This window comes from Marinomonas sp. ABL3_031 (assembly GCF_056161265.1).
Map to the genome: position 1 here is coordinate 375,490 of NZ_JBSWYU010000001.1, position 24,444 is coordinate 399,933.

Genomic DNA, 24,444 nt, shown 5'->3' on the forward strand with positions numbered 1-24,444 from the left:
TTTTCCTATGCTGTTGGACAATACTTCGCCAGTTCTTCAGGACGGATGTCAATTCCTAAGCCATGGCCTTGTGGCACGGTTAAATAGCCATCGTTAAGCTCAAAAGGTTGAGTAACAATACTAGAACGGAAAGGGTTATGAGTTTGATCGTACTCAAAGCGTGGCGAATCCGGTGTACAGCCATAAGAGGGCGGACTAGGTGGGATGATGGCATGGAAATGCAGTCCTGCTGCCAATGCCACGCTAGTGCCCCAAACATGAGGTACGCAGCGTACGCCATAAATATCACACAAGGTGAGCACTTTTTTGGCTTCGCTTAAGCCCCCCACACCACATACGTCAGGTTGCAAAATATCAACGGTATTTTGCTTTAACGCTTCGTTGATGCCCCAGCGTGTGTGCCAAGTTTCACCGCCAGCAAGGGGAATCGCTTGGCTGCTTCTGAGTTTGTGATAGCTGCTTAAAGCTTCAGGGACAACTGGCTCTTCAAACCATAACAAGTTGCAATCACTGACCGCATTGGCAACACGTGCGGCATCAATGTGATCATAACCATGATTGGCGTCTATCATAAGTTCAATATCGTCTCCTAAACACTCGCGTACCGCTTTGATCGAGGCGATGTCCAGCTCAATACCAAAACCAATTTTGATTTTTACGGCCGTGAAGCCCGCTTGCTTATAACCAGACACTTCATCCAGCAAGCTGGTGATACGATCTTGCCCAACCAATCGAAAGCCACCAGTGGCGTAGACTGGGATTTGCTCTCGATAAGCACCGCCTAACAGTTCATGAGTAGGGCATTGGTGGTATTTGCCCGCTAAATCCCATAGGGCAATATCAATGCCGCTAATGGCGTTAATAGTGGCACCGCGTTGGCCTTGATCACGTAACAGGTTGTACAGCTTGAGCCAGATAGGTTCGATGTGTAGGGCGTTTTCACCGATCAGATGAGGTGTCATGACCTGAATAAAAGCGTCATTGACGATGCAGTTACCCAAACATTCTCCCCATCCGACGAATCCCTTGTCTGTGTGGATTTCGACTAGTAGGTGATCTCTCGAGGTAAACAGCATGGAGGCAGACTTAAATGGCTGTTCCAGCTGGTGGCTCAAATGGTGAGTAATGATCTCTGTGATTTTCATGGAAAATGACCTTGTGTATCGGTTTATTCTTATTAGATGTGGCAAACATAACACAAGTCATTTTAGAAAATCTATAAATTCATACTATGATTTTGCGCGTTGTATGTCGCGCATCAGTTTGCGGTAGCGTTCGCAGCCATTGTTTAGGTGGACTCGAACTGCTTCTTTGGCGGCTTCTGCATCGCGAGCCTCAATAGCATCTAAAATGGCTTTGTGTTCGCGATTAAGGGATTTGTCGATTTCAGGATCACGAGGCAGGCCTGCTTCTTCACGCAGTCGCGCGCGTGGAATAGTGCGACGGCCAAGCACTTCTAAGAAGTCCACAAAATGTTGGTTGTTGGTGGCTTTGGCAATGGCCAAATGAAACTCAAAATCTTCTTGTTCGGCGCTTTCGCCTTTCTGTACTTTACGCTCATAGGCATCGAAACAGCGGTAGATTTCTGCTTCTTGTGCCAATGAGCAACGCGCGACGGCAAGGGCCACGGCCTCAATCTCTACGGCCGTTCTGAGCTCCAACGACTCTATTGTGTCGGTCAGAGTTTGCGTGCTGTTGCGCAGTAGTGAACTGAGTTTTTGCTCTGGTTCTGAGACAAACACCCCAGCCCCTTGTTTGGCCTTCACCAGACCTTCTGCTTTCAAACTGGCGATGGCTTCACGCAGAACGGTACGACTGACAGACAACTCGCTCATCAACTTAGGTTCCGTCGGCAGTTTGTCACCGGGTTTCATGCCCATGGTGGTAATGCGCTGACGAATTTTTTCTGCCGTTTGTTGGGGCAAACTGGCTTTTATGGTTTTGCTTGTTGGCATGGTCTGATGGCCTTTCTAAAACAAAAAGATGTTGCTTTTTAATCACTTGAACATGTTATCACATAATATGAATAGCGCTTAATCTAGCTGTTAAGTGATTAAGTGAAATTAATTTTGTGAAATTCATACTATGATTATTGTCTATTCCTAATATCCTATGCTACAAATAAAAAAGGTTGGATGGCTATCTTTAGGTTTTCGTCATAAAGTGGTTATCCAAGCAGGCAGAAAAAATTACAAGAATAACTGGAGACACAACAATGATAATAAACTTTCCCGCAAGAAAAATTGGTAAAGCTTTGGCCCTGATGACGGCGACTTCTGCAGTGCTATTTTCTTCCGCTGCCAATGCGGAATGGAAAGGTTGGAACATCCATAATACTGGCTACCCGGTGACGGATGCGTTAGAGTCTTTCATTAAAGAAGCGGATAAGGCTACAGACGGTCGTGTTAGTGGTCGAGTTTATAATGGCTCAGTGCTTGGCAGTCAGTCTGATGCAATTCAGATGTTGCAAGTGGGTGCGATTCAATTTGCTGGTTTTAGCCTAGGGCCAATGGGTGATGCGGTACCTGAAGTTAATGTGGTTTCCCTTCCTTTTATTTTTAAAGACCTTAATCATATGCATCGTGTCATGGATGGGCCGGTTGGTGACCAACTCAGTGATGCCATGGCGAAACAAGGCATTATGTCCCTGGCTTGGTATGACGGTGGCGCACGTTCTTTCTATAACACTTCCAAACCGATTCAGACCCCTGCGGATGTGAAAGGTGAGAAGTTCCGTGTCATGAATAATGAATTATACGTTGGCATGGTAGAAGCCCTAGGTGGTAATGCAACACCAATGGCGTATTCTGAAGTGTATCAATCTTTGAAGACCGGTGTGGTTGACGGTGCTGAAAACAACTGGCCGTCTTACGATTCTAGTAACCATTATGAAGTGGCGCCTTTCTACTCGTTAACCCAGCACTTGATCATTCCTGAATGTGTTTGTGTAAGCGTAAAAGCCTGGAATGAACTGTCAGCGAAAGATCAAGCGGCAGTGAAAAAAGCGGCTCGCGATAGTTCTGCTTTGCAACGCAATTTGTGGGCACAACGGGATGAGGAAAGCCGTAAGAAAGTGCTCGCGTCTGGTGTTAAGTTTAATGAAATCAAAGATAAAAAAGCCTTCAGTGATGCGATGAAACCTGTCTACGCGAAAGCGGTGAAAGACAATCCCTCTTTGAAGTCATTTATCGAGCAAATTCAAGATACTCAGTAAGAAATAACGGCTCAGGCTAATCTGCTGTTGGCAGATTAGCCTTTTGATGACATTGCTAGAAAGAGTGTGATTATGGCTTTCTCTTCTTCTACACAACCCAAGATCAAATCTATTTTGGATGCGATTGCCTATTTGGTGACCGCTTTGTCCGGTGTGTTTTTAGTTTTGTTGGTTGCTTCATTCGGCTGGTTGGTATTTGGTCGTTATGTGTTGAATGACACCCCAACTTGGGTCGAGCAAATGGCCATGTTGTTGGTCACTAATATTACCTTCTTGGCCGCAGCGGTCGGCATTCATGAACGCACGCATTTAAGTGTCGACATATTGTCCATGCTGGTGCCCGAACGTGTGGGCCAGATTGTTAATATCTTGATTGATCTGTGCATTGTCGCCTTTGGCTATGCTATGGCGTTGTACGGCAAAGAACTGGTGGACTTTGGCTGGTTTAGAAGCATTCCATTATTGACTGTCTTGGAATGGCGGGTTCCGGAAGGTATCCGCTATTTTCCAGTGGTTGCCAGTGGTGTCTTGATGTGCTTGTTTGCAGGGTATCGCGCGCTTTATGGCACGTTATATTTATTTTCAAAACAATCTGTGTCAGCAGATTCTCATTCTTCTGATGTAGCGGGAGACAAATAATATGGGCTTAGCGATTTTACTGGGCTTATTTGCTCTGCTGACCTTTGTCGGAGTACCTGTGGCGTTTGCTCTGGGTATGGCTGCGATTTCAGCGTTTTTTTACGAAGGCTTGCCGTTAATGATTGGTTTTCAGCGTATTGTCGCCGGAACCTCAACCTTTTCATTGCTGGCCATTCCTTTCTTTATTTTTGCGGGTGAGTTGATGTTGCATGGAGGCATTGCCGCGCGTTTGATTCGCTTAGCTTCTTCGGCTGTGGGCTGGGTGCGTGGCGGACTAGGCCAAGTTAACGTCTTTTCCAGCATGTTGTTTGGTGGTATTTCGGGTTCCGCGGTAGCCGATGTGTCGGCGCTTGGCTCTTTGTTGATTCCGGTGATGAAAGAAAAGGGTTATGACGATGCCTATGCAGTCAATGTCACCGTCACCTCGTCCATTGCTGGCATCATGATTCCACCAAGCCACAATATGATTCTTTATGTGGTGGCCGCCGGCGGTGGTATGTCTGTTGCCAGCCTTTTCATGGCCGGTATTGTGCCAGGCATCTTAATGTGTGTGTTGTTGGGCTTGGTGGCCCGATGGATGGCAATTCGCAATCACTATCCAACAGAACCTTTTGCCGGTTTGAAGGTGATTTTTGTCGCTTTCTTAGCGTCATTTCCCGGTTTGATTACTGCCATTATCGTTGTGGGTGGTGCGTTATCTGGTGTCTTCACTGTCACCGAATCCGGAGCCATTGGAGCAATTTACGCTGTGCTGATCACCGCCTTGGTGTACCGCTCTTTAAGCTTGCGTGACTTCTGGGTTGCCGTCATTCGCTCTGTTCGTACGACGGGTCTGGTGATGATCTTAGTGGGTTGTGCGTCTGCCTTTGGTTACATGTTGGCTTTGTATGAGGTGCCGAAAGTATTGGCCACAGGTTTAACTTCTATTTCAGATAATCCAATTATCATCTTTTTGATGATGAACCTGATCCTCTTGCTGTTAGGCATGATCATGGACATGGCGGCATTGATCCTGATTTGTACCCCCATCTTTTTGCCTGTGGCGGTGAGTTTGGGCATGGACCCAATTCAGTTTGGCATTATGTTGATGATGAATTTGGGCTTGGGTTTGTGTACACCACCAGTGGGCGGTTGTCTGTTTGTTGGTTGTGCCATTGGTGACGTGCCGATTCAGCGCGCCGTGAAAAGCATTTGGCCATTTTATCTGGCGATATTAGCCGCGTTAATTTTAGTGACATTTGTGCCTGCTATTTCTATGGCATTACCAAATTGGATCAGTGATTAAGGGGAAAGATATGAAACGAGTATTGCTGACAGGCGCTGCCGGTACTTTGGGTAAGGCCATGCGCCGAACCTTAGCAGGTTGGGCGGAAGAATTGCTACTGTCCGATTTGATTGAGATCACCGACCTAATGCCGGGTGAGTCTTTTCAAGCCTGTGATCTAGCGGATTTTGATGCGGTAAAAGCCTTAGTAAAAGGCTGTGATGGCATTATTCATCTTGGCGGACAATCCATTGAAGGCACTTTTGAAAGCATTCTCAATGGCAATTTGAAAGGCACTTATCATATTTATGAAGCGGCTCGCCAACATCAGGTGTCGCGTATTTTCTTTGCCAGTTCCAATCATGTGGTGGGCTTTCATTCCCGTGAGACACGTCTGGATGCGGACAGTCCAATGCGACCAGATAGCTTATACGGTGTATCAAAAGGCTTTGGTGAGTTATTAGCACGCTATTACTTTGAGAAATTTGGTATCGAATCGGCTCTGGTGCGCATCGGCAGTTGTCTGCCTAAGCCGCTTGATCGTCGTATGTTGTCGACCTGGCTAAGCGAAGAAGACATGGCGGATTTAGTAAAGTGCGTGTTCAGTGTCAATCGCTTAGCTTGCACTGTGGTTTATGGCGCATCAAATAACCCTTGGTCTTGGTGGGATAATCGTAAGTCCAACTTCTTGGGATGGCAGCCGAAAGATTCGTCGGCACAATTTGAGACAGAGGTGTTGGCACAAGATCCGTTAATGGATCTTGACCACCCCGCATTGTTATTTCAGGGAGGGTTCTTTGCCACTGCAGGCCACTTTGAAGATCATGATTAAAACTAATTTTAGCTAACGTACTTTTTAATTTTTAACTCCTAACAATGACATTTTTGCTCAGTAATGTGGGCAGGAGTTTCGTTTGCCCAAAATTTGGGTATTTGAAAAATAAGAGGATTCTTTTATGGCGCTTTCAATTGAGCAAATTCGTTTATCTTTAAGCGACGGTTTACTGTCATTCCCAATCACGGATTTTGATGCGCAAGGACAGTTCCAAGCGGATACTTATAAACAGCGTATTGAATGGTTTATCGAGCACGGCGTATCGTCTGTGTTTGTTGCCGGTGGTACGGGGGAATTTTTCTCTCTGGGCTTAGAAGAGTACCAAGAGATTTGTCGCGTTGCGGTGGATACCGTTGCGGGTCGAGTGCCTGTTATCGCCAGTGCCGGACGCAGTGTGGTTGAGGCCAAAGCCTTTGTGAAAGCGGCAGAAGAAGTGGGCTGTGATGGTATTTTGTTGATGCCGCCTTTTTTAACCGAATGCCCAGAAGAGGGTGTGGTGGAGTATGCGACACAAATCATGCAGAGCAGCGCCATTCAATTCATATATTACAATCGTGCCAACGGTATCTTGTCAGCAGAAAGCGTGAAGCAATTAGCAGCGCAGAATTCTAACTTAATTGCTCTAAAAGACGGTGTGGGAAATGTCGCGGCGTTAAACGATACCATCAAAACAGTGGGTGATCGTTTGGTTTATATTGGTGGCGTACCCACGGCGGAGATTTTTGCTGAAGCCTACTTAGCCATTGGTGTAAATACCTACTCTTCTGCGGTATTTAACTTCATGCCAGAGATGGCCAATCGTTTTTATAAAGCGTTGCGAGCGGGCGACAAAACCACAGTACAAACCATAGTGAAGGATTTCTTTATTCCTTTCTGTCGTTTGCGTGATGAGAAAAAGGGCTACGCGGTGAGCTTGATCAAATCTGGCGCTAAGTTAATTGGTCGTCCAGCGGGCGAGGTGCGTGCGCCACTGACCATGCCGACTCAAGCACAAGAAGCGCGTCTGCACGCTCTCATTGAAGCGAATAAATAACCACAGTCCCAGACCTTTCGGTCTGGGGTTTTGTTAATGACTGAATTTGTGGAGAAGACAATGCAAATTACAGGACATATGCTGATCGGACAACGCTCAGTACAAGGGCATAAAAAAGCCATTCAGGCACGAAATCCAGCAACCAACGAATATCTGCAGCCGGAGTTTCTAGGTGGTGATCAACAGCATGTTGATCAAGCCGTGGCATTGGCTTGGCAAGCGTTTGATGACTATCGAGGAATGACTAACGAACACCGAGCTCTGTTTCTGGAAACCATTGCGGATGAAATCCTAGCCCTAGGCGATACTTTAGTAGAGCGCGCTATGGCGGAAACTGGTTTGCCGAAAGCTCGCATTGAAGGTGAGCGTGGCCGAACCATGGGGCAATTGCGCCTGTTTGCTTCGGTCGTTCGCATGGGTAAGTTTCTCGATGCGCGCATTGATCCTGCGCTGCCTGATAGAGCGCCACTGCCGCGAGCGGATTTGCGTTTTCAAAAAATTCCATTGGGCCCGGTGGCGGTATTCGGTGCCAGTAACTTTCCATTGGCCTTTTCGGTGGCGGGTGGAGACACGGCGTCTGCATTGGCTGCTGGTTGTCCTGTGGTGGTAAAGGCGCATTCGGCTCATCCAGGGACGTCTGAATTGGTTGGTCGTGCCATCCAACAAGCGGTGAAAAAATGTCAGATGCCAGAAGGTGTTTTCTCTTTGTTGTTTGGCGCAGGCTCCGATGTGGGGGGGGCTTTGGTGGCGCATCCGCAAATTAAAGCGGTGGGCTTTACCGGCTCCCGATCGGGAGGTGTGGCCTTGATGAATATTGCAGCGAATCGTCCCGAACCGATTCCGGTTTACGCTGAAATGAGCAGTATTAACCCTGTTTTCATGATGCCGAATAAATTGGCTACCGAAGCGAAATCCGTGGCATCTGGCTTTGTTGCTTCCTTGGCAATGGGAGCCGGGCAATTCTGTACCAACCCAGGTTTGGTGGTGGTCATGGATGGAGCGGATTGTGAAGACTTCTTGCAGCAGGTGGCCATGGACATTCAAGCGTTGGGCACGCAAACCATGCTCACAGCTGGAATTCATCAAGCCTATTGTGATGGCGTGAACAGCTTGATTGAGCATGACGGCGTCAGCTTGTTGGCGCAATCGTCTAACTCGGATTTACCAAACCAGTGTAAGGCGCATGTGTTTGTGACACACGCCAAGACTTTTTTAGCGGATAAGCGCTTAGAAGGTGAGGTCTTTGGTTCGACTTCCTTAGTCATTAAGTGTCAGAGCCTTGAGGAATATCGCCAATTGGCTGAGCACTTTGAAGGTCAGCTGACCATTACCATTCAAATGACCAAAGCTGACGAGGATGCGGTAAGAGCACTCTTGCCAGTGTTTGAACGCAAAGCCGGGCGTTTGTTGTGTAATGGTTATCCGACCGGCGTTGAAGTGTGTCAGGCCATGGTACATGGTGGGCCATTCCCTGCGACATCAGACAGTTGCTCCACTTCCGTAGGCAGTGCGGCCATTGAGCGCTTCTTGCGCCCTGTGTGCTATCAGGATTTTCCTGCGAGCTTGTTACCAAACAGCGTGCAGGATGATAATCCTCTGACAATCCCACAACTGATAGACAGTAAACTTAAGTTAGCTTGATTGGTAGGGAAGGTACGAACAAGTCCACTGACGTCAGCGTATGGATAACTCTCTTTTATTCGAGGCAAGTTTCGCCGTCCAATATGAACATATTGGCAAGAAGCTTAACAAAGAATAAAGAGAGCTTAGCTCACGCCCTTCGGGTCTTTCAGAGAAACGGCCTCTCTGTGTTAAGAGTGATTGAAAGGTATTAACATTCCTGCTCACTCTTGCCTTGATAGGCCATTTCTCTGATAAGACTGATGTTCAGAAGACTTATTCGCACCTTCCCTAGTATATTAGTGACATTTGGATAGGTGTCACATTGGCGAGGCTTCGGCCTCGTTTTTTTTGTCTTACTATTTTTGTTCTACAGTTATCAGTAAGGAAGGCGGCGATTGGCTTTAGTGGACTGTAGAGAGCATAAATTGAAAAGATATAATCATTTTTTTGAAAAAGCATTTCAAAAAAATGATTAAAGTCATTGAAAAAATGAAACTCCTACACTAATATCGAAAATGCAACGTTAATAACAACAAAATAGAGTTGATTAATATGTATGAAAATCGACGGTTAGGCTTGGCCTATATCAGCCCCTACATAATTGGATTGCTGGTTTTTACCGCTTTTCCATTTTTGTCGTCATTGATCATTAGTTTTACCGACTATGATCTGATTAATCCGCCGCAATATATTGGGTTGGACAATTACAGCTATATGCTGGACGACGATACTTTCTATAAGTCGATGGGTGTGACCTTCGCTTATGTTTTCCTGACGATTCCCCTCAAATTGGCCTTCGCTTTGTTTATTGCCTTCGTACTGAACTTTAAGTTACGTGGCATTAAATTTTTCCGTACCGCTTATTACATTCCTTCTATCTTGGGAAGCAGTGTGGCCATTGCGGTATTGTGGCGCGCTATCTTCTCCCTTGACGGTTTGCTTAACAGCTTCTTAGGAGTATTTGGTGTGGAGCCGATTTCTTGGTTAGGTGAACCTGTGTTTGCCATGTTCTCAGTGACGCTATTGCGGGTTTGGCAATTTGGTTCAGCTATGGTGATCTTCCTTGCTGCTCTGCAAAGTGTACCTCAGTCGCAATACGAAGCCGCTATGATTGATGGCGCTTCTAAGTGGCAAATGTTTACTAAGATCACAGTGCCACTGATTACGCCGGTGATTTTCTTTAACTTCATCATGCAAACCACTCAAGCTTTCCAAGAGTTTACTGCGCCTTATGTTATTACCGGCGGTGGTCCTGCGAAGTCGACCTATCTGTTCTCTTTATACATTTATGAAACCGCCTTTAAGTATTTTGACTTAGGCTATGGCAGTGCCTTGGCATGGGTATTATTCGTGGCAGTGGCCATTTTTACCGCTATTTCCTTTAAGTCTTCTAAATACTGGGTGTTCTATTCTGGTGATAAGGGGGGTAAATAAACATGGCTAAATTATTCATAGACAAATCCACCGCCGCTGCGGTCGATAATGATCGTCATTTGCGAGTGCAAATGCGTAAGCAAAAAATTGGTGCCGGCATTCGTTACTTCATTCTCTTGTTTTGCGGTTTGGTGATGTTGTATCCCTTGTTTTGGATGTTTTCTGCGTCATTCAAACCTAACCATGAAATCTTCAGTTCGTTGAACTTGTGGCCAAATGAATTCTCTTTGGACGGTTTTATTAATGGTTGGAACACGGGAACGGAATACACCTTTGGGCGATTCTTCCTGAACACCTTCTATTATGTGGTGCCGAAAGTCATTTTGACGGTGATTTCTTCTGTCATTGTGGCCTACGGTTTTGCCCGTTTTGATATTCCCTTTAAGAAATTCTGGTTCATTACCCTGATTGCGACCATCTTGTTACCCACTTCAGTATTGTTGATTCCACAATATTTGATGTTCCGTGAAATGGGTATGTTGGACAGTTATATGCCCTTATATTTACCCATGGCGTTTGCCACACAGGGCTTCTTTGTCTTCATGCTGATTCAATTCTTACGCGGTTTGCCAACCGACATGGAAGAAGCGGCTATGATCGACGGTTGCAACTCTTATCAATTGCTTTGGTACATAGTGGTGCCCATGCTAAAACCAGCCATTATTTCTGTGGCCTTATTCCAGTTCATGTGGTCAGTAAACGACTTTTTAGGACCACTGATCTACATCTCAAGTGTTGAAAAATACCCCATCGCACTCGCGTTGAAATTGTCCATTGATGTCACCGAAGGGACCCAATGGAATGAAATTCTTGCCATGGCATCGATTGCCATCGTTCCGTCAATTGTCGTCTTCCTGATTGCGCAAAACTATTTTGTGGAAGGGATTACGTCCGGTGGTGTTAAAGGTTAGGTAGTTATTATGTCTAAAGTTGTATTAGAAAATTTAACGAAAGTGTACTCGAACGGTTTTAAAGCGGTTCATGGAATCAATTTAGAAATTGAAGACGGTGAGTTCTTGGTAGTGATCGGGCCTTCGGGTTGTGCTAAATCCACTACCTTACGTATGCTGGCGGGTTTGGAATCCATTTCCGGTGGCACCATCAAGATTGGCGATCGTATCGTCAATAACTTACCGCCAAAGGATCGAGGTATTGCCATGGTGTTTCAAAACTACGCCTTGTATCCACACATGAGTGTGCGTGAAAACCTAGGCTTTGGTTTAAAACTGGCTAAGGTCGGCAAGGAAGACATTGAGAAGCAGGTCAACGAAGCTGCTGAATTACTAGAATTAACGCCTTTATTGGATCGCCTACCACGCCAATTGTCGGGTGGCCAGGCACAGCGTGTGGCGGTGGGTCGTGCCATTGTCAAACGTCCTCAGGTGTTCTTGTTCGATGAGCCCTTGTCTAACTTGGACGCGAAATTACGTGCATCTATGCGAGTGCGCATTTCGGATCTACACAAAACCTTAAAGAAAACCAATCGTTCGGCGACCAGTGTTTACGTTACCCACGATCAAACGGAAGCCATGACCATGGGGGATCGTATTTGTGTCATGAAAGACGGTCATATCATGCAAGTCGATACCCCTGCCAACCTTTATAAATTCCCACAAAACTTGTTTGTGGCCGGCTTCATTGGCGCGCCAGAAATGAACATGGTGGAAGCGGACTTATCGCGTAATGAGCAAGGGGAATATCACATTGCTTTGGCTCAACAAGGTCTGACATTACCGGCAGAAAAAGCGCAGAAATTGGCGGATAAATTCACCTCGGATGTGGTTTTTGGTATTCGTCCAGAGTTTATCAAATTGGCTGATGACAACGCACCGCAAGGTGCAGTGGTGAAAGGCACAGTAATTCGTATGGAAAACATGGGCGCAGAATTTTATGTGCATTTTTCCGTCGACGGTGAGAAGAAGGAAATGTGTGCGCGCATTCCTTCAGAAATCGTAGAAACACAATTATGGAATTCAAAAGGTAAGGAGCAGTTGTTCCATTTTGAAATGAACAATGCCCATATCTTTGATAAGCAAAGCGAAGAAAATATCTCTCTTTAACGGCTTTTTATGCGCTGCTTGTACTTGTCTCAAGCGGCGCTAAGAAGTTTTAACATGATGTTATAAAACGAGGAAAGCAAGCATGAAAATAAAAACAATAGCTATGTTGGTCGGATTGGCAAGCGCAGGCTCTATGGTCAGTGTGAATGCCAGCGCAGATGAATTGCGTATGTCTTGGTGGGGTGGGAACTCTCGTCACGCAGCGACCAATGCTGCCGTGGATGAGTTTGAAAAAGTGAATCCAAACATCAGAGTCAAAACAGAATACACAGGTTGGGGCGGTCACTTAGAGCGTTTGACCACACAAATTGCTGGTAACACTGAGCCTGATTTGATGCAAACCAACTGGAACTGGATGCCTATTTTTTCCGCTCGCGGTGATGGCTTTAAAAACTTGCGCGACTACAGTGACATTCTGGATCTTAGTCAGTTTGATGAAGCGGCATTGGCGGCGGGTACCAATAACGGCAAGTTAAACGGTATACCCATCTCCATGGCAGCGCGTATTTTCTACTTCAATAAGGATACTTGGGACAGAGTGGGTTTGCCTTACCCAGTGACTTGGGATGATTTCATGAAAGCCGGCCCAGTATTCAAAGAAAAACTGGGTGATGAGTATTTCCCATTGGTGTTGGAAGGCCGTGATGTGATTGCCATGAACCGTTCCTACATGGTGCAAAAATATGGCATTCCAATGGTAGATGAAGACAACAAGCGCATTGCGTATTCCGATGAGCAAATGCTGGAGTTCTTCAAACTTTACGAAGACATGGTGAAAAACCATGTGGCGCCAAGCAGTAAATACATCGCTGGCTTTGGTGCGGCCAACCTTTACGAGCACAAGCCTTGGATCAATGGTGAATGGGCAGGTGTCTATATGTGGAACTCGGCGATTAACAAGTACAACGATAACCTTAAACCGCCAATGTCGTTGGAATTGGGTTTCTATCCAGTGATGAAAGGCTCCAGTGATGCGGGTCTATTCTACAAGCCAGCGCAGATGTTTTCGATCGGTAAAAACTCCGATAAGCCTGAAGAAGCGGCGAAATTGTTGAACTTCATTCTGAATGATCCAGCAGGTTACAAAGCCATGGGCTTAGCACGTGGTGTGCCATTAAGTTTGGCGTCGCGTCGTGCTTTGATGCTAGACGGCACCATTAAAGAGTCAGATTTATCTGTGGCGGGTCTGGCGCAAATTAATGATTTGCCGAAACAGCTACAAACCTCTGCTTACTTTGAAAACCCACAGTTTGTCAGCTTGTTCCAAGAGTTAATCGAAAAAATGGACCAAGGACAAATTACCGTAGAGGAAGCGGCTGATGACTTCATGAAGCAAGGTAATCGTATTTTGCGTCGTGCTATGCGCTAGACAATCGTCCGTGCGATTCGACCGAGGCGCGCGGTCATTTAGCAAACAAACAGGGATGTTTGTTTGCGCTTTAAACAGCACTTACAGCTTACTTCTTTGTGCCCAAGGTTACCTTTTGCGGCAGTGGATTTGTTTGGCTAATTAATTTAATGAAAAGCTGTTTCATTAAATTTAAAAATATATTTTCTTGTGTTATTCTGAATGGACAAGCGAACTGCTATGTCATTGATTGGCGGATTTTTGCAGTGAAAAATTGATTAGGTGATTTTATGAAAGAAATGTTTGATCTAAGCAACAAGGTTGCCATCGTTACTGGGTGTAATACGGGCTTAGGACAAGGTATGGCTTTGGCGCTAGCGAAAGCGGGTGCAGATATTGTTGGCGTTAATCGCGATGATCCATCGGAAACCATTGAACTTATGGCAGCAACGGGTCGCAAGTTTCACAGTGTGATTGCGGACATGAGCAAAGTGGACTCGGTTGATTTAGTCGTAAAAGAGGCAATTTTGGCATTTGGTCGAGTAGATATTCTGGTAAATAATGCAGGTATCATCCGTCGCAATGATGCCATTGATTTCAGTGAGAAAGACTGGGATGACGTCATGGACGTCAACATTAAATCCGTATTCTTCATGTCACAAGGCTTCGCTCGTCAGGTGATCAAACAGGGTACGCCTGGCAACATTATCAATATTGCTTCCATGCTGTCTTTCCAAGGGGGCATTCGAGTACCTTCTTACACCGCATCGAAAAGCGGCGTAATGGGGGTTACTCGCTTGCTGGCCAATGAATGGGCGCAGCATGGTATTAATGTGAATGCCATCGCACCAGGTTATATGTCTACCAACAACACACAAGCCTTGCGTGCTGACGAAGAGCGTTCAAGTGAAATCTTAGGACGTATTCCAGTGGGGCGTTGGGGCTTACCAGAAGACATGGCGGGACCGGTTGTCTTCCTGGCTTCTGATGCATCGCGCTACGTGAATGGTTACACCATCGCTGTCGATGGCGGTTGGTTGGCTCGCTAAGCCGACGCATCATTCAGAATCCAAAAAAAGAGCCGCACCTTTTCAGATAGCGGCTCTTTTTTGCGTCTGAGAGACTCTCTAGAAGGTCTCTCATAGTTTCTTATAAAGTCATTACTGAACGATCTCTGGCCCCATGATGCTGTAAGGTAAGGCCGTTGATAGAGCAGGAATGTAAGTTACCAATACTAAGAACACCATTAGTACCAATACGAATGGCATAGCGGCTTTTACTACGCGAGCCAAACTCATGCCGGTGATGCCTGAGGTAACGAATAGATTCAAGCCAATGGGTGGTGTGATCATACCGATTTCCATGTTAACCACCATGATGATACCCAAGTGAATGGGGTCAACACCCAGTTCCATCGCGATAGGAAACACCACAGGGGCAACGATAACCAACAGACCTGATGGTTCCATGAACTGACCACCGATCAACAATAGGATGTTGACTGCGATCAAGAAGGTGAACCAGTTGAAACCAACACCCAACATCCACTCAGTAATGGCTTGTGGAATACGCTCTGCCGATAGGGTATGAGCGAACAACAAGGCATTGGCGATGATGAACATCAACATAACGGTGGTTTTGGTGCCTTCCAGCATGACTTTGCGTGACTCCTCGCCAAACAAAGATGGGAAGAAGCCGCGTAACATCAGACTTAGGTTACGACCCCAAATAGGTAAACCTGCCGCCAAGCAAGCACCAATTGAGGCGTCCAATTTGGCAGAGCGTTTGTAAACATAGAAGACGGCCAACAAGACTGACATGATCAATCCCCATAGGGCACGATCACCGCCGGTGATGGTTTCACTGTCAGCGAGGGCGAAAAATGACATGATTTCCCATACAAGGAAGAAGGACACACCATAAACCATACCATTGAAACCCACGCGAGCGTGCGCTGCATCATTGTCGTTGGTCCAGGTTTTACCTTTCAATGGGCCCATGTCACGATAAACAAACAGGGCGATGAACATGGAGTACACTGCTGCAACCACCGCGGCTTCAGTTGGTGTAAATACACCGCCATAAATACCGCCCATGATGATCACTACAAGGAACAAGCCCCAACCAGCGTCTTTACCGCCACGAATGAGGTTGCCAAATCCCTTCCACTCTTCAGCGGGCAGCTTTTTGATGCGTGCCACCACATAAATGGCCAGCATTAACATGCCGCCGGCCATCAAGCCTGGGATAACCCCAGCCAAGAACATACGACCAACGGATACATCAACCGATGCGGCGTATACCACCATCACGATAGAAGGTGGAATCAAGATCCCCAAAGTACCCGCGTTAGCAATAATGCCTGAGGCAAACTCTTTGGAGTAACCCACTTGACGCATACCCGCGATGGCAATGGTACCAATAGCAACCACTGTGGCTGGAGACGAGCCAGACAAAGCCGCGAACATCATACAAGCCAACACGGACGCCATGGCTAAGCCACCACGGAAGTGACCGACACTGGCAATCGCGAAGTTAATCAAACGCTTTGCCACGCCACCAGTCGACATGTAGGACGAGGCGATGATGAAAAACGGGATGGCCAGCAAGGTATAGTGCTGCCCCGCCCCAAACAAGGATATGGCCACAGACGATAAAGAGTCGTGGGAAAAGAAAGTAATAAATAAGATGGACGATAAGCCCAACGAGATACCCACCGGTAAGCCGATAAACAGCAGGGTCAGTACCAAGGAAAAGAGAATAAGAGATTCCACAATAAAGCTCCCGTGCTAGTCTTTTAGGGCGTTTTGATTTTCTTTGACCAGGTCTTGAGCTTCATGACCGCTGATCAACATGTCGCGTTTGCCACGCGCAATACTGATGAAGGCTTGCAAAGAACGATAAGACAAAAGCGCCAAACTGATCGGCAGAATCACCAATACTATCCAACGTTGGATACGTGGACGTACACCGAACCATTCTTGAATAAAGGCTGGGTAACGCAACTCTTCAGAACCAATACCAATACGGAACATTTTTGACCAGTACTCAATTGCGCCGCCGCGTACATCGACGCCAAGCATGGCCAACCAAGTAGAATCCAATAGGATTAAGCCATACAACATGGCGGCCGCAGCACCAAATAAAGAAAGACCTTTGGCGATTGGGCGAGGAACAGCGTTGAGTACGATATCGACGCCCAAATGAAGACCGGTTTTAATGCCGTAACTCATGCCCAGCAAGATCAACCAAGAGAAAGCAATGGTGTTGAATTCCAGAGCGGCATCCCAGCCAGTGTTAAAGCCATAGCGAGCAATGACCTGACCGAAAGACACAACCATGATGGATGAAATAACAATAATGAGCAGGTTTTCTTCTGCTCTTTCCATTACCTTTGGAAAGCGCTTTTCTAAACCCCAAATAACCAGGATAAAGAAGAGTAAATATAAATGTGGCCAATATGCCATGAGGTTCTCCTAGTGCTTGTGGAGCAAAACAATAAACAGCAGCGTGTGGCAAGATTGTGAAACTATAGGGTCATCAGAAGGAGACGGGGGTCACATTAACACCACAAAGAACTGGCCCCGAAGGGCCAGCTCACTGCAGGGTGGAACTCGCTTACGCGCCAGCCGCCGCGTTGATTAGGTCAGTACCTATGTAGCTTTCGAACTGTTTCCAAACCGGCTTCATCGTCTCAACCCAAACATTTAGTTGTTCTGGAGTTAAGGTGTTTATTTTACCGCCAGCTTTAAGGATGTTGGCACGGTTCGCCGCTTCTTTCGCTTTAACAGACAAGTTAGCTTCTTGAGTTACGTCGTCAGCAATTTGTAGGAATTGCGCGCGATCTTCAGCAGATAGGCTGTCTAGGAATTCAGAAGACGTCATGAACAAGTAAGCCAACAATTGGTGGTTAGTTTCTGTGATGCTGTCTTGAACTTCGTAGAACTTTTTCGTGTAGATGTTAGACCAAGTGTTTTCTTGACCATCTACCACGCCTGTTTGTAACGCGCCATACACTTCAGAGAAAGCCATAGCTTGTGGAGAAGCGCCCATTGCTGCAATCATTTGTTTTGCAACGTCTGACGTTTGTACGCGGAATTTCAAGCCCTTGGCATCGCTTGGTTCAATGAGTGGTTTGTTGGCAGAGAAGTACTTCATACCAGACATCCAGTAACCTAGTCCGACGAAACCTGCGTATTCATCCATTTCCAACAAGAGTTTTTTGCCTTCTGGTGTTTTCGTGAAACGAATGGCGTGATCCATGTCTTTGAAAATGAAAGGTAGGTCGAATACACCGTATTTATCTGTGTAAGAACCGAATTTAGAAAGAGAAGGTGCCAGTAACTGAACATCACCTAGCAACAGTGCTTCCAGTTCTTTTGAATCACCAAAAAGTGTTGAGTTTGGGTAAACCTCAACACACAACTTTCCATCCATCTCTTTGTTAACGCGCTCTGCAAAATTATTAGCCGCCACTACTTTAGGGTGCGTTGTACCACCTGTAACGTGGCTGAATTTTACCACACGCTCACCAGCATCACAGTTAGCTAAAGCGGTATTTGCAGAAAACGCCAATGCAAGAGAGGTTAGAGCAAGACTGATTTTTTTCATTTTTATAAGACTCCAAAAAGCTTATTTATTATTGTTGCCTGTTAGTTGTTACATGGACGAACAAAACAGGTATTGCTAGGGTCAATCATTTACACAATGTATGCCAATTCTTTAAAAATACTTTTATCTATATGATTTTATTGAATTTTAACTTTTTTTAATGAAATGGTTGTGATGAATTAATCAAGCTCATGGGGGAGACTTGGCACACTTTGAAAGTCTATATGGGTGGTTGTCCACCCATTTCTATAAGATGTTTCTCATGCTCTTTCAGCAGTAATTTGAGACGCTTGAGTAAGTCTTTTTTTCCTGAGAGGCGCGCTTGCCCTTGCAGTGCCTGTGTAGGGCGTCCTAGCCCTGTGGCGAGAAACACCTGATGTAGAGCGTGATTAGCTTGCAAATGGCCTTGAATGGCCAGCTGTAAGCAGGCTTTGTATAAAGCGGGTCGCAAACTGTCTAAGGGTTTGTGATGGTGAATGAAAAATTGCAGTTCACTCATTTCAGTCGAGGTTAAATGCAGTGACGTAGGGAGGTGAGTTAAGTCATGGTGAGAATGTAAGACATGTAAAATTAACTCACAAGAAACATCCTGATATTGCAGTACAAGACTTAGGCAAAATTTGTCTAAAAAACGCCTACGCCAACTGGGGAAAACCCTTTTTGCATCAGCGCTAACCGTTTTTAACATCATGATGGAATAGCAACCGCTGGCCTGATCTTTGGCGGTACCCAGTCGGACAATCTGATAACCGTTTTTCAGCCAAAAAGACAGTACATCCGAGGTAACGGCAAAGCTGGTGGCGAGAAAGTCACACGCCTCTTTCGCGTTTTGAGCGATATTTTGCAGTAAATGGCTGCCAATGCCTTGGTTATGCAGAGAAGGCTGAGTGGCAATTCGGCTGATGCGCCAATATTGAAACTGTCCCGCTTCAGCAATGGCTTCATGGGCTAATAATGACTGTGGTAATAAATGTCCCCGTGGGCGTCGCTTGCCTGCCATGATTTGTTGACTCAGTTGCTCGTCTAACAGGCCTTCTTCGCTGACAATGGCGAGCGCTCGTAATTCGTTTGAGTCATAAAGACTATGAAGGTGTAAAGAAGGATCGTCTAAAACCCAGCGAAGATTATCGGCTGCTGTTTGATAATGAGCCTTGGCCAGTAATTGAAATGCCTGTGCCAATTGGTTGGGTGTGTTAAGCCAGTCTTTTGCTTGATTGTGTTGATAGTGTAATGCACTGGATCGTATTTTTTGCTGAGTAACGTCAGGCCAAGACTGACTGAAAAAGAAGCTTTCGTTCACCCACGTTTCGAGTGGGTCATTTTTCCCCCATCGTATCGGCTCGTCTAATTCAAGTTGAATAACCTGAGGTTGAGACACGTTTTGTTGTTGCAAATAACGATAAAAACGCAAACTAAATCCTCTACCAGCTCCTTCATAACCATAGTCTGTGGTGCTAAATAAAGTGGTTTTGGCGCGTTTGCTTAACTCGATGAGCTGCGGCACTGGCAGCATGGCAGCTTCATCTACCACCAATAGATCCCAGTCTGATGCATCAGTTAAGAAAGCATCGGGGGCATAAAAAGGCAGCTCAATCTCTTTTCCATTTTGTTGGCAGCGAGCAAGGAATTGGTTTCTTAGGGTACCAATGGCATCCTGATTAACCGCTACTAAAGCCACTTTGCAATGACTTCGGCATAAGGTCGCTAAACTGTCACCCAACAACGTGGATTTGCCACGTCCACGCGGTGCGCATAACACATAATGCTTTGCTTCTCGTTTTAGCAAGATTTGTTGAGCTGTGTGCTGGGCAGGTGTTAACGAAATCTGCTTTGGTGGTGCAGCAAGCGCAGGGAGTGGTGATAAATTTGATGTAAAAAGGGCTTGGGCGTTTTCTAATCGAGTGAGTAAATACTCTTTAAAATAACTGTGTACCTGCTGAGGTTCATAAGGCCAAGGTAAGTAGCGACGTAAATCTTCGTCCACATGACTTTGCCAATCTCCTTTTGGTAAGGCTAGGGCAAACAAACCTCTACCACAAACGGTACCCGCTAATATTGCCAAGGCACTGGCTGAAACCCCTTGAGTGAGATCCAGTAAAACGGCTTGATGAGTTTGGCCAAGCTGCTGTCGAACTTGTTTGAACGAGCAGGTCTCAAAGTGACCTTGATTGAGGGGGTGATACAGGCTGGGGTCTTGACTGCAAATAAGGGGACGGTTCAAGTGTTGAGCGACATGCAAAAATTGCGACAATATTTCGTGGCGGTTACCTCTAATAAGTAGGCAGTGGCGATGATTGTCAGGGTGCGTCATTCCGGTCTCCTTGTTGCCACAATATGATACTGTGACAACAGGAGAGAACCAAGGCCAGTTTACTTGATGGTAAAAATAGACAGATCTTTCTGTAGTTCGTTGGCCAAGTCAGAAATTGACTGACTGTGCTCTTGAGATTCTTCTGCCTTAAACTGAGTGTGTTGCGCTGCATTTTGCAGTGCTTCGGCGTTTTGACGAATTTGCGTTGACGCCACACTCTGTTCTTCTGTCGCTGCGGCCACGTTGCTGATGCCCACTTCCACTTCTTGAATGGATTTTAGGATATCGTCCAATAGCTGATCCGCTGCTTGCGTTTGTTTTATACTGTTTTGTACCTGCTCAGAGCCTTGTTCCATATCTTGAACGGCCGATTGACTGTTGTTCTGCAGTTTATCCACCACATTGCGAATTTCTTCTGTTGAGCTTTGTGTGCGTTGTGCCAATACACGAACTTCGTCAGCCACCACCGCAAAGCCGCGGCCTTGCTCACCAGCGCGAGCTGCCTCGATGGCGGCATTCAGTGCTAACAGGTTGGTTTGCTCGGCAATATTATTGATCACTGTAACCACTTCACCAATATCTTTTGAGCTATTTTCAACGTCCTTAATGGTGTTAGACGCTTGTGAGAAGGCAGATGACAACATGCCCACAGTTTCTTCTACTTGTTTCACCGCATGATGGCCTTGTGTCGCCAAGTGAGAGACTTTAGCCGATTGCTCGGAGACCTGATTTGAGCTTTGCGCGACTTCCTCAATCGAAGCAGAAACTTGAGTGATGGAGGAGCTAACTTGAGTGGTTGCCTCTTGGCTTGAATCGGCACTTTCCACCATTTCTTTATTTGCTGAGGAAATGCCTGCTGTAGAGGATAATAGGTTTTCACTTGACGTTTGAATTTTGCTGACCAAGCTGATGAGATTGTCACGCATTTTCACGGCATCACTTTGCAGCAGGTTGATTTCATTGCGACTTTGTTTGTCCACCTTTTTTTGGAAACGGAAAGCCAAGTTGCCTTTGCCTAATTCGGACATGGCTGCTGACATTTCTTTCAATGGTGACAATGCCTTACGAATAAAGAGTATCAGAAAAAGGGTTAACATAAGTGCACAAATTAACGCAATAATAGCGACGATAAAGAGGACGTGATTGATCTCCTCAGCGTACTCGTCGTCATAAGATTTCAGAGCAACCACCCAACCCCATTTAGTGGCTTCTTGGAAGACAACTTTGGCAGGACGAGCGGTATCACCTTTCCCGGCGACTTGTAATGCGTAGTGAATGGTGCCTTTATCGGATTGGAACAGTTTCTTGAAGGTATCGGTCAACTCACTGCTTAGTTGGTAAAGTGTTTTGCCTTCTGAAGTTGGGTGAATAACCAATAAGCCTTCTTTTTCTTTACTGGATTCAACCACATACATGTAGCCAGTTTTACCAAAAACAGTTTTGTTTAACGAATCACGCAGAGGTTTGACGATGGCTTCAAAAGGATACAATTGTTCAATGAATGCATTACTTTGATAATGCATAGGCTGGTAAGACGCAAAGTACTCTTTACCATCGATGATTGTTCTGCCCACATAGTGTTTGGCATTACGTAGCCCCTGATTGGCTTTTGAATTTGAGTTCATCTCGGTAGGTAAATTTAAGCTTGAGCTGGCGGCACGGTAAAATTTATCTTGTTTGGCAATCACTATGCTGATGTCAGCTTCTGCTGCGATTGCTAAGTCTTGAATGATTTGGCTGTGGCCGTTTATTGTTTCTCCATCCAGCTGAAGACTCGGTAGAGATACGCCGTTCACTTGTGTATTGCTATTTTGATTTACACGCATGTTTTGCAGGTTCATGTTAATCAGATTGTTATTAAAACCCGCAATACGAACGAATGTGTTGTAACGACTATTGATGCGATCCACCACCAGTTCCACTTCTTTCTTTTGGTGTTTCGAAACTATGTCATTGATCTCATAATTGAATAGTTGACCAATGATCAGCACTAGAACCATAAAACTGATTATTACGGTTAGCAGTGTTCCTATTCCTAATTGTTTAGGCAGCGAAGACCTTTTAAAAATTGAGATCATGACCTTTCCGTCCTCATTGTTTTATTTTAAAAAATGCATTGAAACTGGGTAGGAAGGTAAATATACAGATCTATTAAAGGTTTACAAATGCTTACTTAATGTTTCTTAATCTAAAGATCATAATAGCCACATATTGAGGATAATTTATATTGGTTAATCAATAGATTGAAGCCAGTATTTCTCAATGTTGAGGATAGTGGTGCTTAAATATTGTACTAAAACATTGTTTTAAGAATTTTTTTTGTAATAAAGTGTAACTTTTTAGTGTCTTGCATTTTTTATTAAATGGCCATTTCTGATGATTTGAGGAGCGTTGGCACTGTTTAGATTGGGTGTATTTTGATAAACCTGAGAGTTGCTTGTCTATTGGCATACATATTATGAGTGGGATATTACCCAATATATAAAACCATCAAGCGAGAAGAGGGGGCATGAGTCAAACAACACCTTTGTTTGACTCATGAATAATAGTGAATGGTGAACGGTTTAAATGACAAATAAATCCATAAAGCGATTCACCGCAGTGTTTTCCAGCGCCTTTTGATCTTGGCACAGAGTAAAAATGTGTTTGCAACGAGCACTTGGGAATCGCGTTGCCAAATTGTTGTGGAATTTTTGCTCCAGCAGAGGAATGCCTTCCGCTCGCCGGCGGCGATGGCCAATTGGGTATTCCACCACCACTTCCTCTGTACTTGAACCGTCTTTGAAAAAGACTTGAATGGCATTGGCGATAGAGCGCTTATCGGCTTCTAAGTATTCAGCACTAAAACGAACATCTTCGACGATTTCCATCTTGTCTCTTAGCTCATCAATGATTGGATTAGCTTGATGAAAGTCGTCTTCATAGTGTTCTGCGATTAATTCACCAAAAGCTAACGGAACGGCGGCCATGTATTGCAAGCAGTGGTCACGGTCTGCAGCGTTGGCCAAAGGTCCGACTTTGGAGATGATACGAATGGCTGATTCATGGGTGCGAATGACGATTTTCTCTATCTCGGCGAGCTTGTCTTTCACTTGTGGGTGCAAGGTGACAGCCGCTTCTGCGGCGGTTTGCGCGTGAAATTCTGCGGGGAACGAGATCTTAAACAGAATGTTTTCCATCACATAGGCGTCATAACCTTGTGGGAAGGAAAATTGTCTCTGCTCGATTGGTTTGATGGCTTGGTCTTTATTGGTTTTGCTGAAAGACACGTCATAAAACCCCCACTGTGGCGCGGTTAATACACCCGGAATGCCCATTTCGCCGCGCATCGACATGTCGGCTAAACGCACGGCACGAGAGGTGGCATCGCCTGCGGCCCAAGATTTGCGCGAGCCAGCATTGGGTGCATGACGATAAGTACGCAGGGCCGAGCCGTCTACCCAAGCTTGAGAAATGGCAGCCATGATTTGTTCACGATCTCCGCCCATTATCTTGGTCACCACAGCACTGGATGCCACGCGCACCAACAATACGTGACACAGACCCACTCGGTTAAAGGCGTTTTCCAATGCCAGAACACCTTGAATTTCATGGGCCATTACCATGGCTTCGAGCACTTGGCGCATGGTCAGAGGGGCTTCTCCTTGTGCAACTTTTTGTTGGGAGATAAAGTCTGCCACGGCTAAGATTCCACCGAGATTGTCCGAAGGATGCCCCCATTCTGCCGCCAACCAAGTGTCGTTATAGTCTAGCCAGCGAATAATGCAGCCAATGTCCCACGCCGCCTTCACAGGATCCAGTTGCAAAGAGGTGCCGGGGACACGAGCGCCATTTGGTACCACAGTTCCTTGCACGATAGGGCCAAGATGCTTAGTACATTCAGGAAAACGTAAGGCAAGTAAGCCACAACCTAGGGTGTCCATTAGGCAGTTGCGCGCCGTCTCCAGCGCTTCTTCACTAGTCACTTGATAATTCAACACATAATCCGCAATGTCTTGAATAACTTGATCGTAATCGGGGCGGTTATTGACGTCTACATTGGCACTCATATCTTGTCCTTATTATTAATATG

General features: G+C 45.7%; 19 protein-coding genes. 11 read left to right on the forward strand and 8 right to left on the reverse strand.

Annotation, left to right across the window (positions count from 1 at the left end; translation table 11 throughout):
* Nucleotides 1-5: 5 nt before the first annotated feature.
* Both ACXAH2_RS01845 and ACXAH2_RS01850 read right to left on the reverse strand, forming a co-directional pair.
* Entirely contained in the window at nucleotides 6-1,145 is a 1,140-nt protein-coding gene (locus ACXAH2_RS01845; protein ID WP_475076196.1) for a mandelate racemase/muconate lactonizing enzyme family protein, read from the reverse strand.
* A gap of 84 nt (nucleotides 1,146-1,229) precedes the next feature.
* Nucleotides 1,230-1,955, reverse strand: a complete 726-nt coding sequence (locus tag ACXAH2_RS01850) for a FadR/GntR family transcriptional regulator (protein ID WP_475076198.1) — start codon at nucleotides 1,953-1,955, stop codon at nucleotides 1,230-1,232.
* Between the two features lie 260 nt (nucleotides 1,956-2,215).
* Here ACXAH2_RS01850 and ACXAH2_RS01855 point away from each other — a divergent pair, with 260 nt between their 5' ends.
* The 11 genes from ACXAH2_RS01855 (at nucleotide 2,216) to kduD (ending at nucleotide 14,499) form a co-directional block, all read left to right on the forward strand.
* Nucleotides 2,216-3,214, forward strand: coding sequence for a TRAP transporter substrate-binding protein (locus ACXAH2_RS01855; protein WP_475076199.1), 999 nt, complete (start codon nucleotides 2,216-2,218; stop codon nucleotides 3,212-3,214).
* 72 nt (nucleotides 3,215-3,286) lie between these two features.
* Entirely contained in the window at nucleotides 3,287-3,853 is a 567-nt protein-coding gene (locus tag ACXAH2_RS01860; protein WP_475076201.1) for a TRAP transporter small permease, read from the forward strand.
* A gap of 1 nt (nucleotide 3,854) precedes the next feature.
* Nucleotides 3,855-5,138, forward strand: a complete 1,284-nt coding sequence (locus ACXAH2_RS01865) for a TRAP transporter large permease (RefSeq protein ID WP_475076202.1) — start codon at nucleotides 3,855-3,857, stop codon at nucleotides 5,136-5,138.
* A 10-nt stretch (nucleotides 5,139-5,148) separates the two neighbouring features.
* Complete coding sequence (locus tag ACXAH2_RS01870; RefSeq protein WP_475076204.1) at nucleotides 5,149-5,949, forward strand: NAD-dependent epimerase/dehydratase family protein; 801 nt, start codon at nucleotides 5,149-5,151, stop codon at nucleotides 5,947-5,949.
* Between the two features lie 124 nt (nucleotides 5,950-6,073).
* Nucleotides 6,074-6,985, forward strand: coding sequence for a 5-dehydro-4-deoxyglucarate dehydratase (locus tag ACXAH2_RS01875; protein WP_475076206.1), 912 nt, complete (start codon nucleotides 6,074-6,076; stop codon nucleotides 6,983-6,985).
* A 60-nt stretch (nucleotides 6,986-7,045) separates the two neighbouring features.
* Entirely contained in the window at nucleotides 7,046-8,626 is a 1,581-nt protein-coding gene (locus ACXAH2_RS01880) for an aldehyde dehydrogenase (NADP(+)) (RefSeq protein WP_475076208.1), read from the forward strand.
* Nucleotides 8,627-9,160: 534 nt separating this feature from the next.
* A complete protein-coding gene (locus tag ACXAH2_RS01885; RefSeq protein ID WP_475076210.1) occupies nucleotides 9,161-10,042 on the forward strand; it encodes a carbohydrate ABC transporter permease in 882 nt (293 codons plus the stop codon).
* A gap of 2 nt (nucleotides 10,043-10,044) precedes the next feature.
* A complete protein-coding gene (locus ACXAH2_RS01890; RefSeq protein ID WP_475076212.1) occupies nucleotides 10,045-10,953 on the forward strand; it encodes a carbohydrate ABC transporter permease in 909 nt (302 codons plus the stop codon).
* A gap of 9 nt (nucleotides 10,954-10,962) precedes the next feature.
* Nucleotides 10,963-12,102, forward strand: coding sequence for an ABC transporter ATP-binding protein (locus ACXAH2_RS01895; protein WP_475076213.1), 1,140 nt, complete (start codon nucleotides 10,963-10,965; stop codon nucleotides 12,100-12,102).
* Nucleotides 12,103-12,184: 82 nt separating this feature from the next.
* A complete protein-coding gene (locus ACXAH2_RS01900; protein WP_475076215.1) occupies nucleotides 12,185-13,471 on the forward strand; it encodes an ABC transporter substrate-binding protein in 1,287 nt (428 codons plus the stop codon).
* Nucleotides 13,472-13,740: 269 nt separating this feature from the next.
* Nucleotides 13,741-14,499: a 2-dehydro-3-deoxy-D-gluconate 5-dehydrogenase KduD gene (gene kduD / locus ACXAH2_RS01905; RefSeq protein WP_475076216.1), complete on the forward strand. Its 759-nt coding sequence runs from the start codon at nucleotides 13,741-13,743 to the stop codon at nucleotides 14,497-14,499.
* 111 nt (nucleotides 14,500-14,610) lie between these two features.
* Here kduD and ACXAH2_RS01910 read toward each other — a convergent pair whose 3' ends face one another.
* The 6 genes from ACXAH2_RS01910 to prpD form a co-directional block, all read right to left on the reverse strand.
* On the reverse strand, nucleotides 14,611-16,224 hold the full coding sequence (locus tag ACXAH2_RS01910) for a TRAP transporter large permease (RefSeq protein WP_475076218.1): 1,614 nt from the start codon (nucleotides 16,222-16,224) through the stop codon (nucleotides 14,611-14,613).
* Between the two features lie 15 nt (nucleotides 16,225-16,239).
* Complete coding sequence (locus ACXAH2_RS01915; protein ID WP_475076220.1) at nucleotides 16,240-16,917, reverse strand: TRAP transporter small permease; 678 nt, start codon at nucleotides 16,915-16,917, stop codon at nucleotides 16,240-16,242.
* 151 nt (nucleotides 16,918-17,068) lie between these two features.
* Complete coding sequence (locus ACXAH2_RS01920) at nucleotides 17,069-18,061, reverse strand: TRAP transporter substrate-binding protein (RefSeq protein WP_475076222.1); 993 nt, start codon at nucleotides 18,059-18,061, stop codon at nucleotides 17,069-17,071.
* 220 nt (nucleotides 18,062-18,281) lie between these two features.
* Complete coding sequence (locus ACXAH2_RS01925; RefSeq protein WP_475076223.1) at nucleotides 18,282-20,372, reverse strand: tRNA(Met) cytidine acetyltransferase TmcA domain-containing protein; 2,091 nt, start codon at nucleotides 20,370-20,372, stop codon at nucleotides 18,282-18,284.
* Between the two features lie 59 nt (nucleotides 20,373-20,431).
* On the reverse strand, nucleotides 20,432-22,450 hold the full coding sequence (locus ACXAH2_RS01930) for a methyl-accepting chemotaxis protein (RefSeq protein WP_475076225.1): 2,019 nt from the start codon (nucleotides 22,448-22,450) through the stop codon (nucleotides 20,432-20,434).
* 486 nt (nucleotides 22,451-22,936) lie between these two features.
* Entirely contained in the window at nucleotides 22,937-24,421 is a 1,485-nt protein-coding gene (prpD, locus tag ACXAH2_RS01935; RefSeq protein WP_475076226.1) for a 2-methylcitrate dehydratase, read from the reverse strand.
* Nucleotides 24,422-24,444: the final 23 nt, after the last annotated feature.

What these genes read in the sequence shown, in the direction of transcription:
- ACXAH2_RS01915 (WP_475076220.1), bottom strand. Translation starts at nt 16,917, where the DNA reads ATGGCATATTGGCCACATTTATATTTACTCTTCTTTATCCTGGTTATT.
- ACXAH2_RS01885 (WP_475076210.1), top strand. Translation starts at nt 9,161, where the DNA reads ATGTATGAAAATCGACGGTTAGGCTTGGCCTATATCAGCCCCTACATA.
- ACXAH2_RS01900 (WP_475076215.1), top strand. Translation starts at nt 12,185, where the DNA reads ATGAAAATAAAAACAATAGCTATGTTGGTCGGATTGGCAAGCGCAGGC.
- ACXAH2_RS01845 (WP_475076196.1), bottom strand. Translation starts at nt 1,145, where the DNA reads ATGAAAATCACAGAGATCATTACTCACCATTTGAGCCACCAGCTGGAA.
- ACXAH2_RS01850 (WP_475076198.1), bottom strand. Translation starts at nt 1,955, where the DNA reads ATGCCAACAAGCAAAACCATAAAAGCCAGTTTGCCCCAACAAACGGCA.
- ACXAH2_RS01875 (WP_475076206.1), top strand. Translation starts at nt 6,074, where the DNA reads ATGGCGCTTTCAATTGAGCAAATTCGTTTATCTTTAAGCGACGGTTTA.
- ACXAH2_RS01890 (WP_475076212.1), top strand. Translation starts at nt 10,045, where the DNA reads ATGGCTAAATTATTCATAGACAAATCCACCGCCGCTGCGGTCGATAAT.
- ACXAH2_RS01895 (WP_475076213.1), top strand. Translation starts at nt 10,963, where the DNA reads ATGTCTAAAGTTGTATTAGAAAATTTAACGAAAGTGTACTCGAACGGT.
- ACXAH2_RS01880 (WP_475076208.1), top strand. Translation starts at nt 7,046, where the DNA reads ATGCAAATTACAGGACATATGCTGATCGGACAACGCTCAGTACAAGGG.
- ACXAH2_RS01920 (WP_475076222.1), bottom strand. Translation starts at nt 18,061, where the DNA reads ATGAAAAAAATCAGTCTTGCTCTAACCTCTCTTGCATTGGCGTTTTCT.
- ACXAH2_RS01855 (WP_475076199.1), top strand. Translation starts at nt 2,216, where the DNA reads ATGATAATAAACTTTCCCGCAAGAAAAATTGGTAAAGCTTTGGCCCTG.
- ACXAH2_RS01925 (WP_475076223.1), bottom strand. Translation starts at nt 20,372, where the DNA reads ATGACGCACCCTGACAATCATCGCCACTGCCTACTTATTAGAGGTAAC.
- ACXAH2_RS01930 (WP_475076225.1), bottom strand. Translation starts at nt 22,450, where the DNA reads ATGATCTCAATTTTTAAAAGGTCTTCGCTGCCTAAACAATTAGGAATA.
- prpD (WP_475076226.1), bottom strand. Translation starts at nt 24,421, where the DNA reads ATGAGTGCCAATGTAGACGTCAATAACCGCCCCGATTACGATCAAGTT.
- ACXAH2_RS01860 (WP_475076201.1), top strand. Translation starts at nt 3,287, where the DNA reads ATGGCTTTCTCTTCTTCTACACAACCCAAGATCAAATCTATTTTGGAT.
- kduD (WP_475076216.1), top strand. Translation starts at nt 13,741, where the DNA reads ATGAAAGAAATGTTTGATCTAAGCAACAAGGTTGCCATCGTTACTGGG.
- ACXAH2_RS01870 (WP_475076204.1), top strand. Translation starts at nt 5,149, where the DNA reads ATGAAACGAGTATTGCTGACAGGCGCTGCCGGTACTTTGGGTAAGGCC.
- ACXAH2_RS01865 (WP_475076202.1), top strand. Translation starts at nt 3,855, where the DNA reads ATGGGCTTAGCGATTTTACTGGGCTTATTTGCTCTGCTGACCTTTGTC.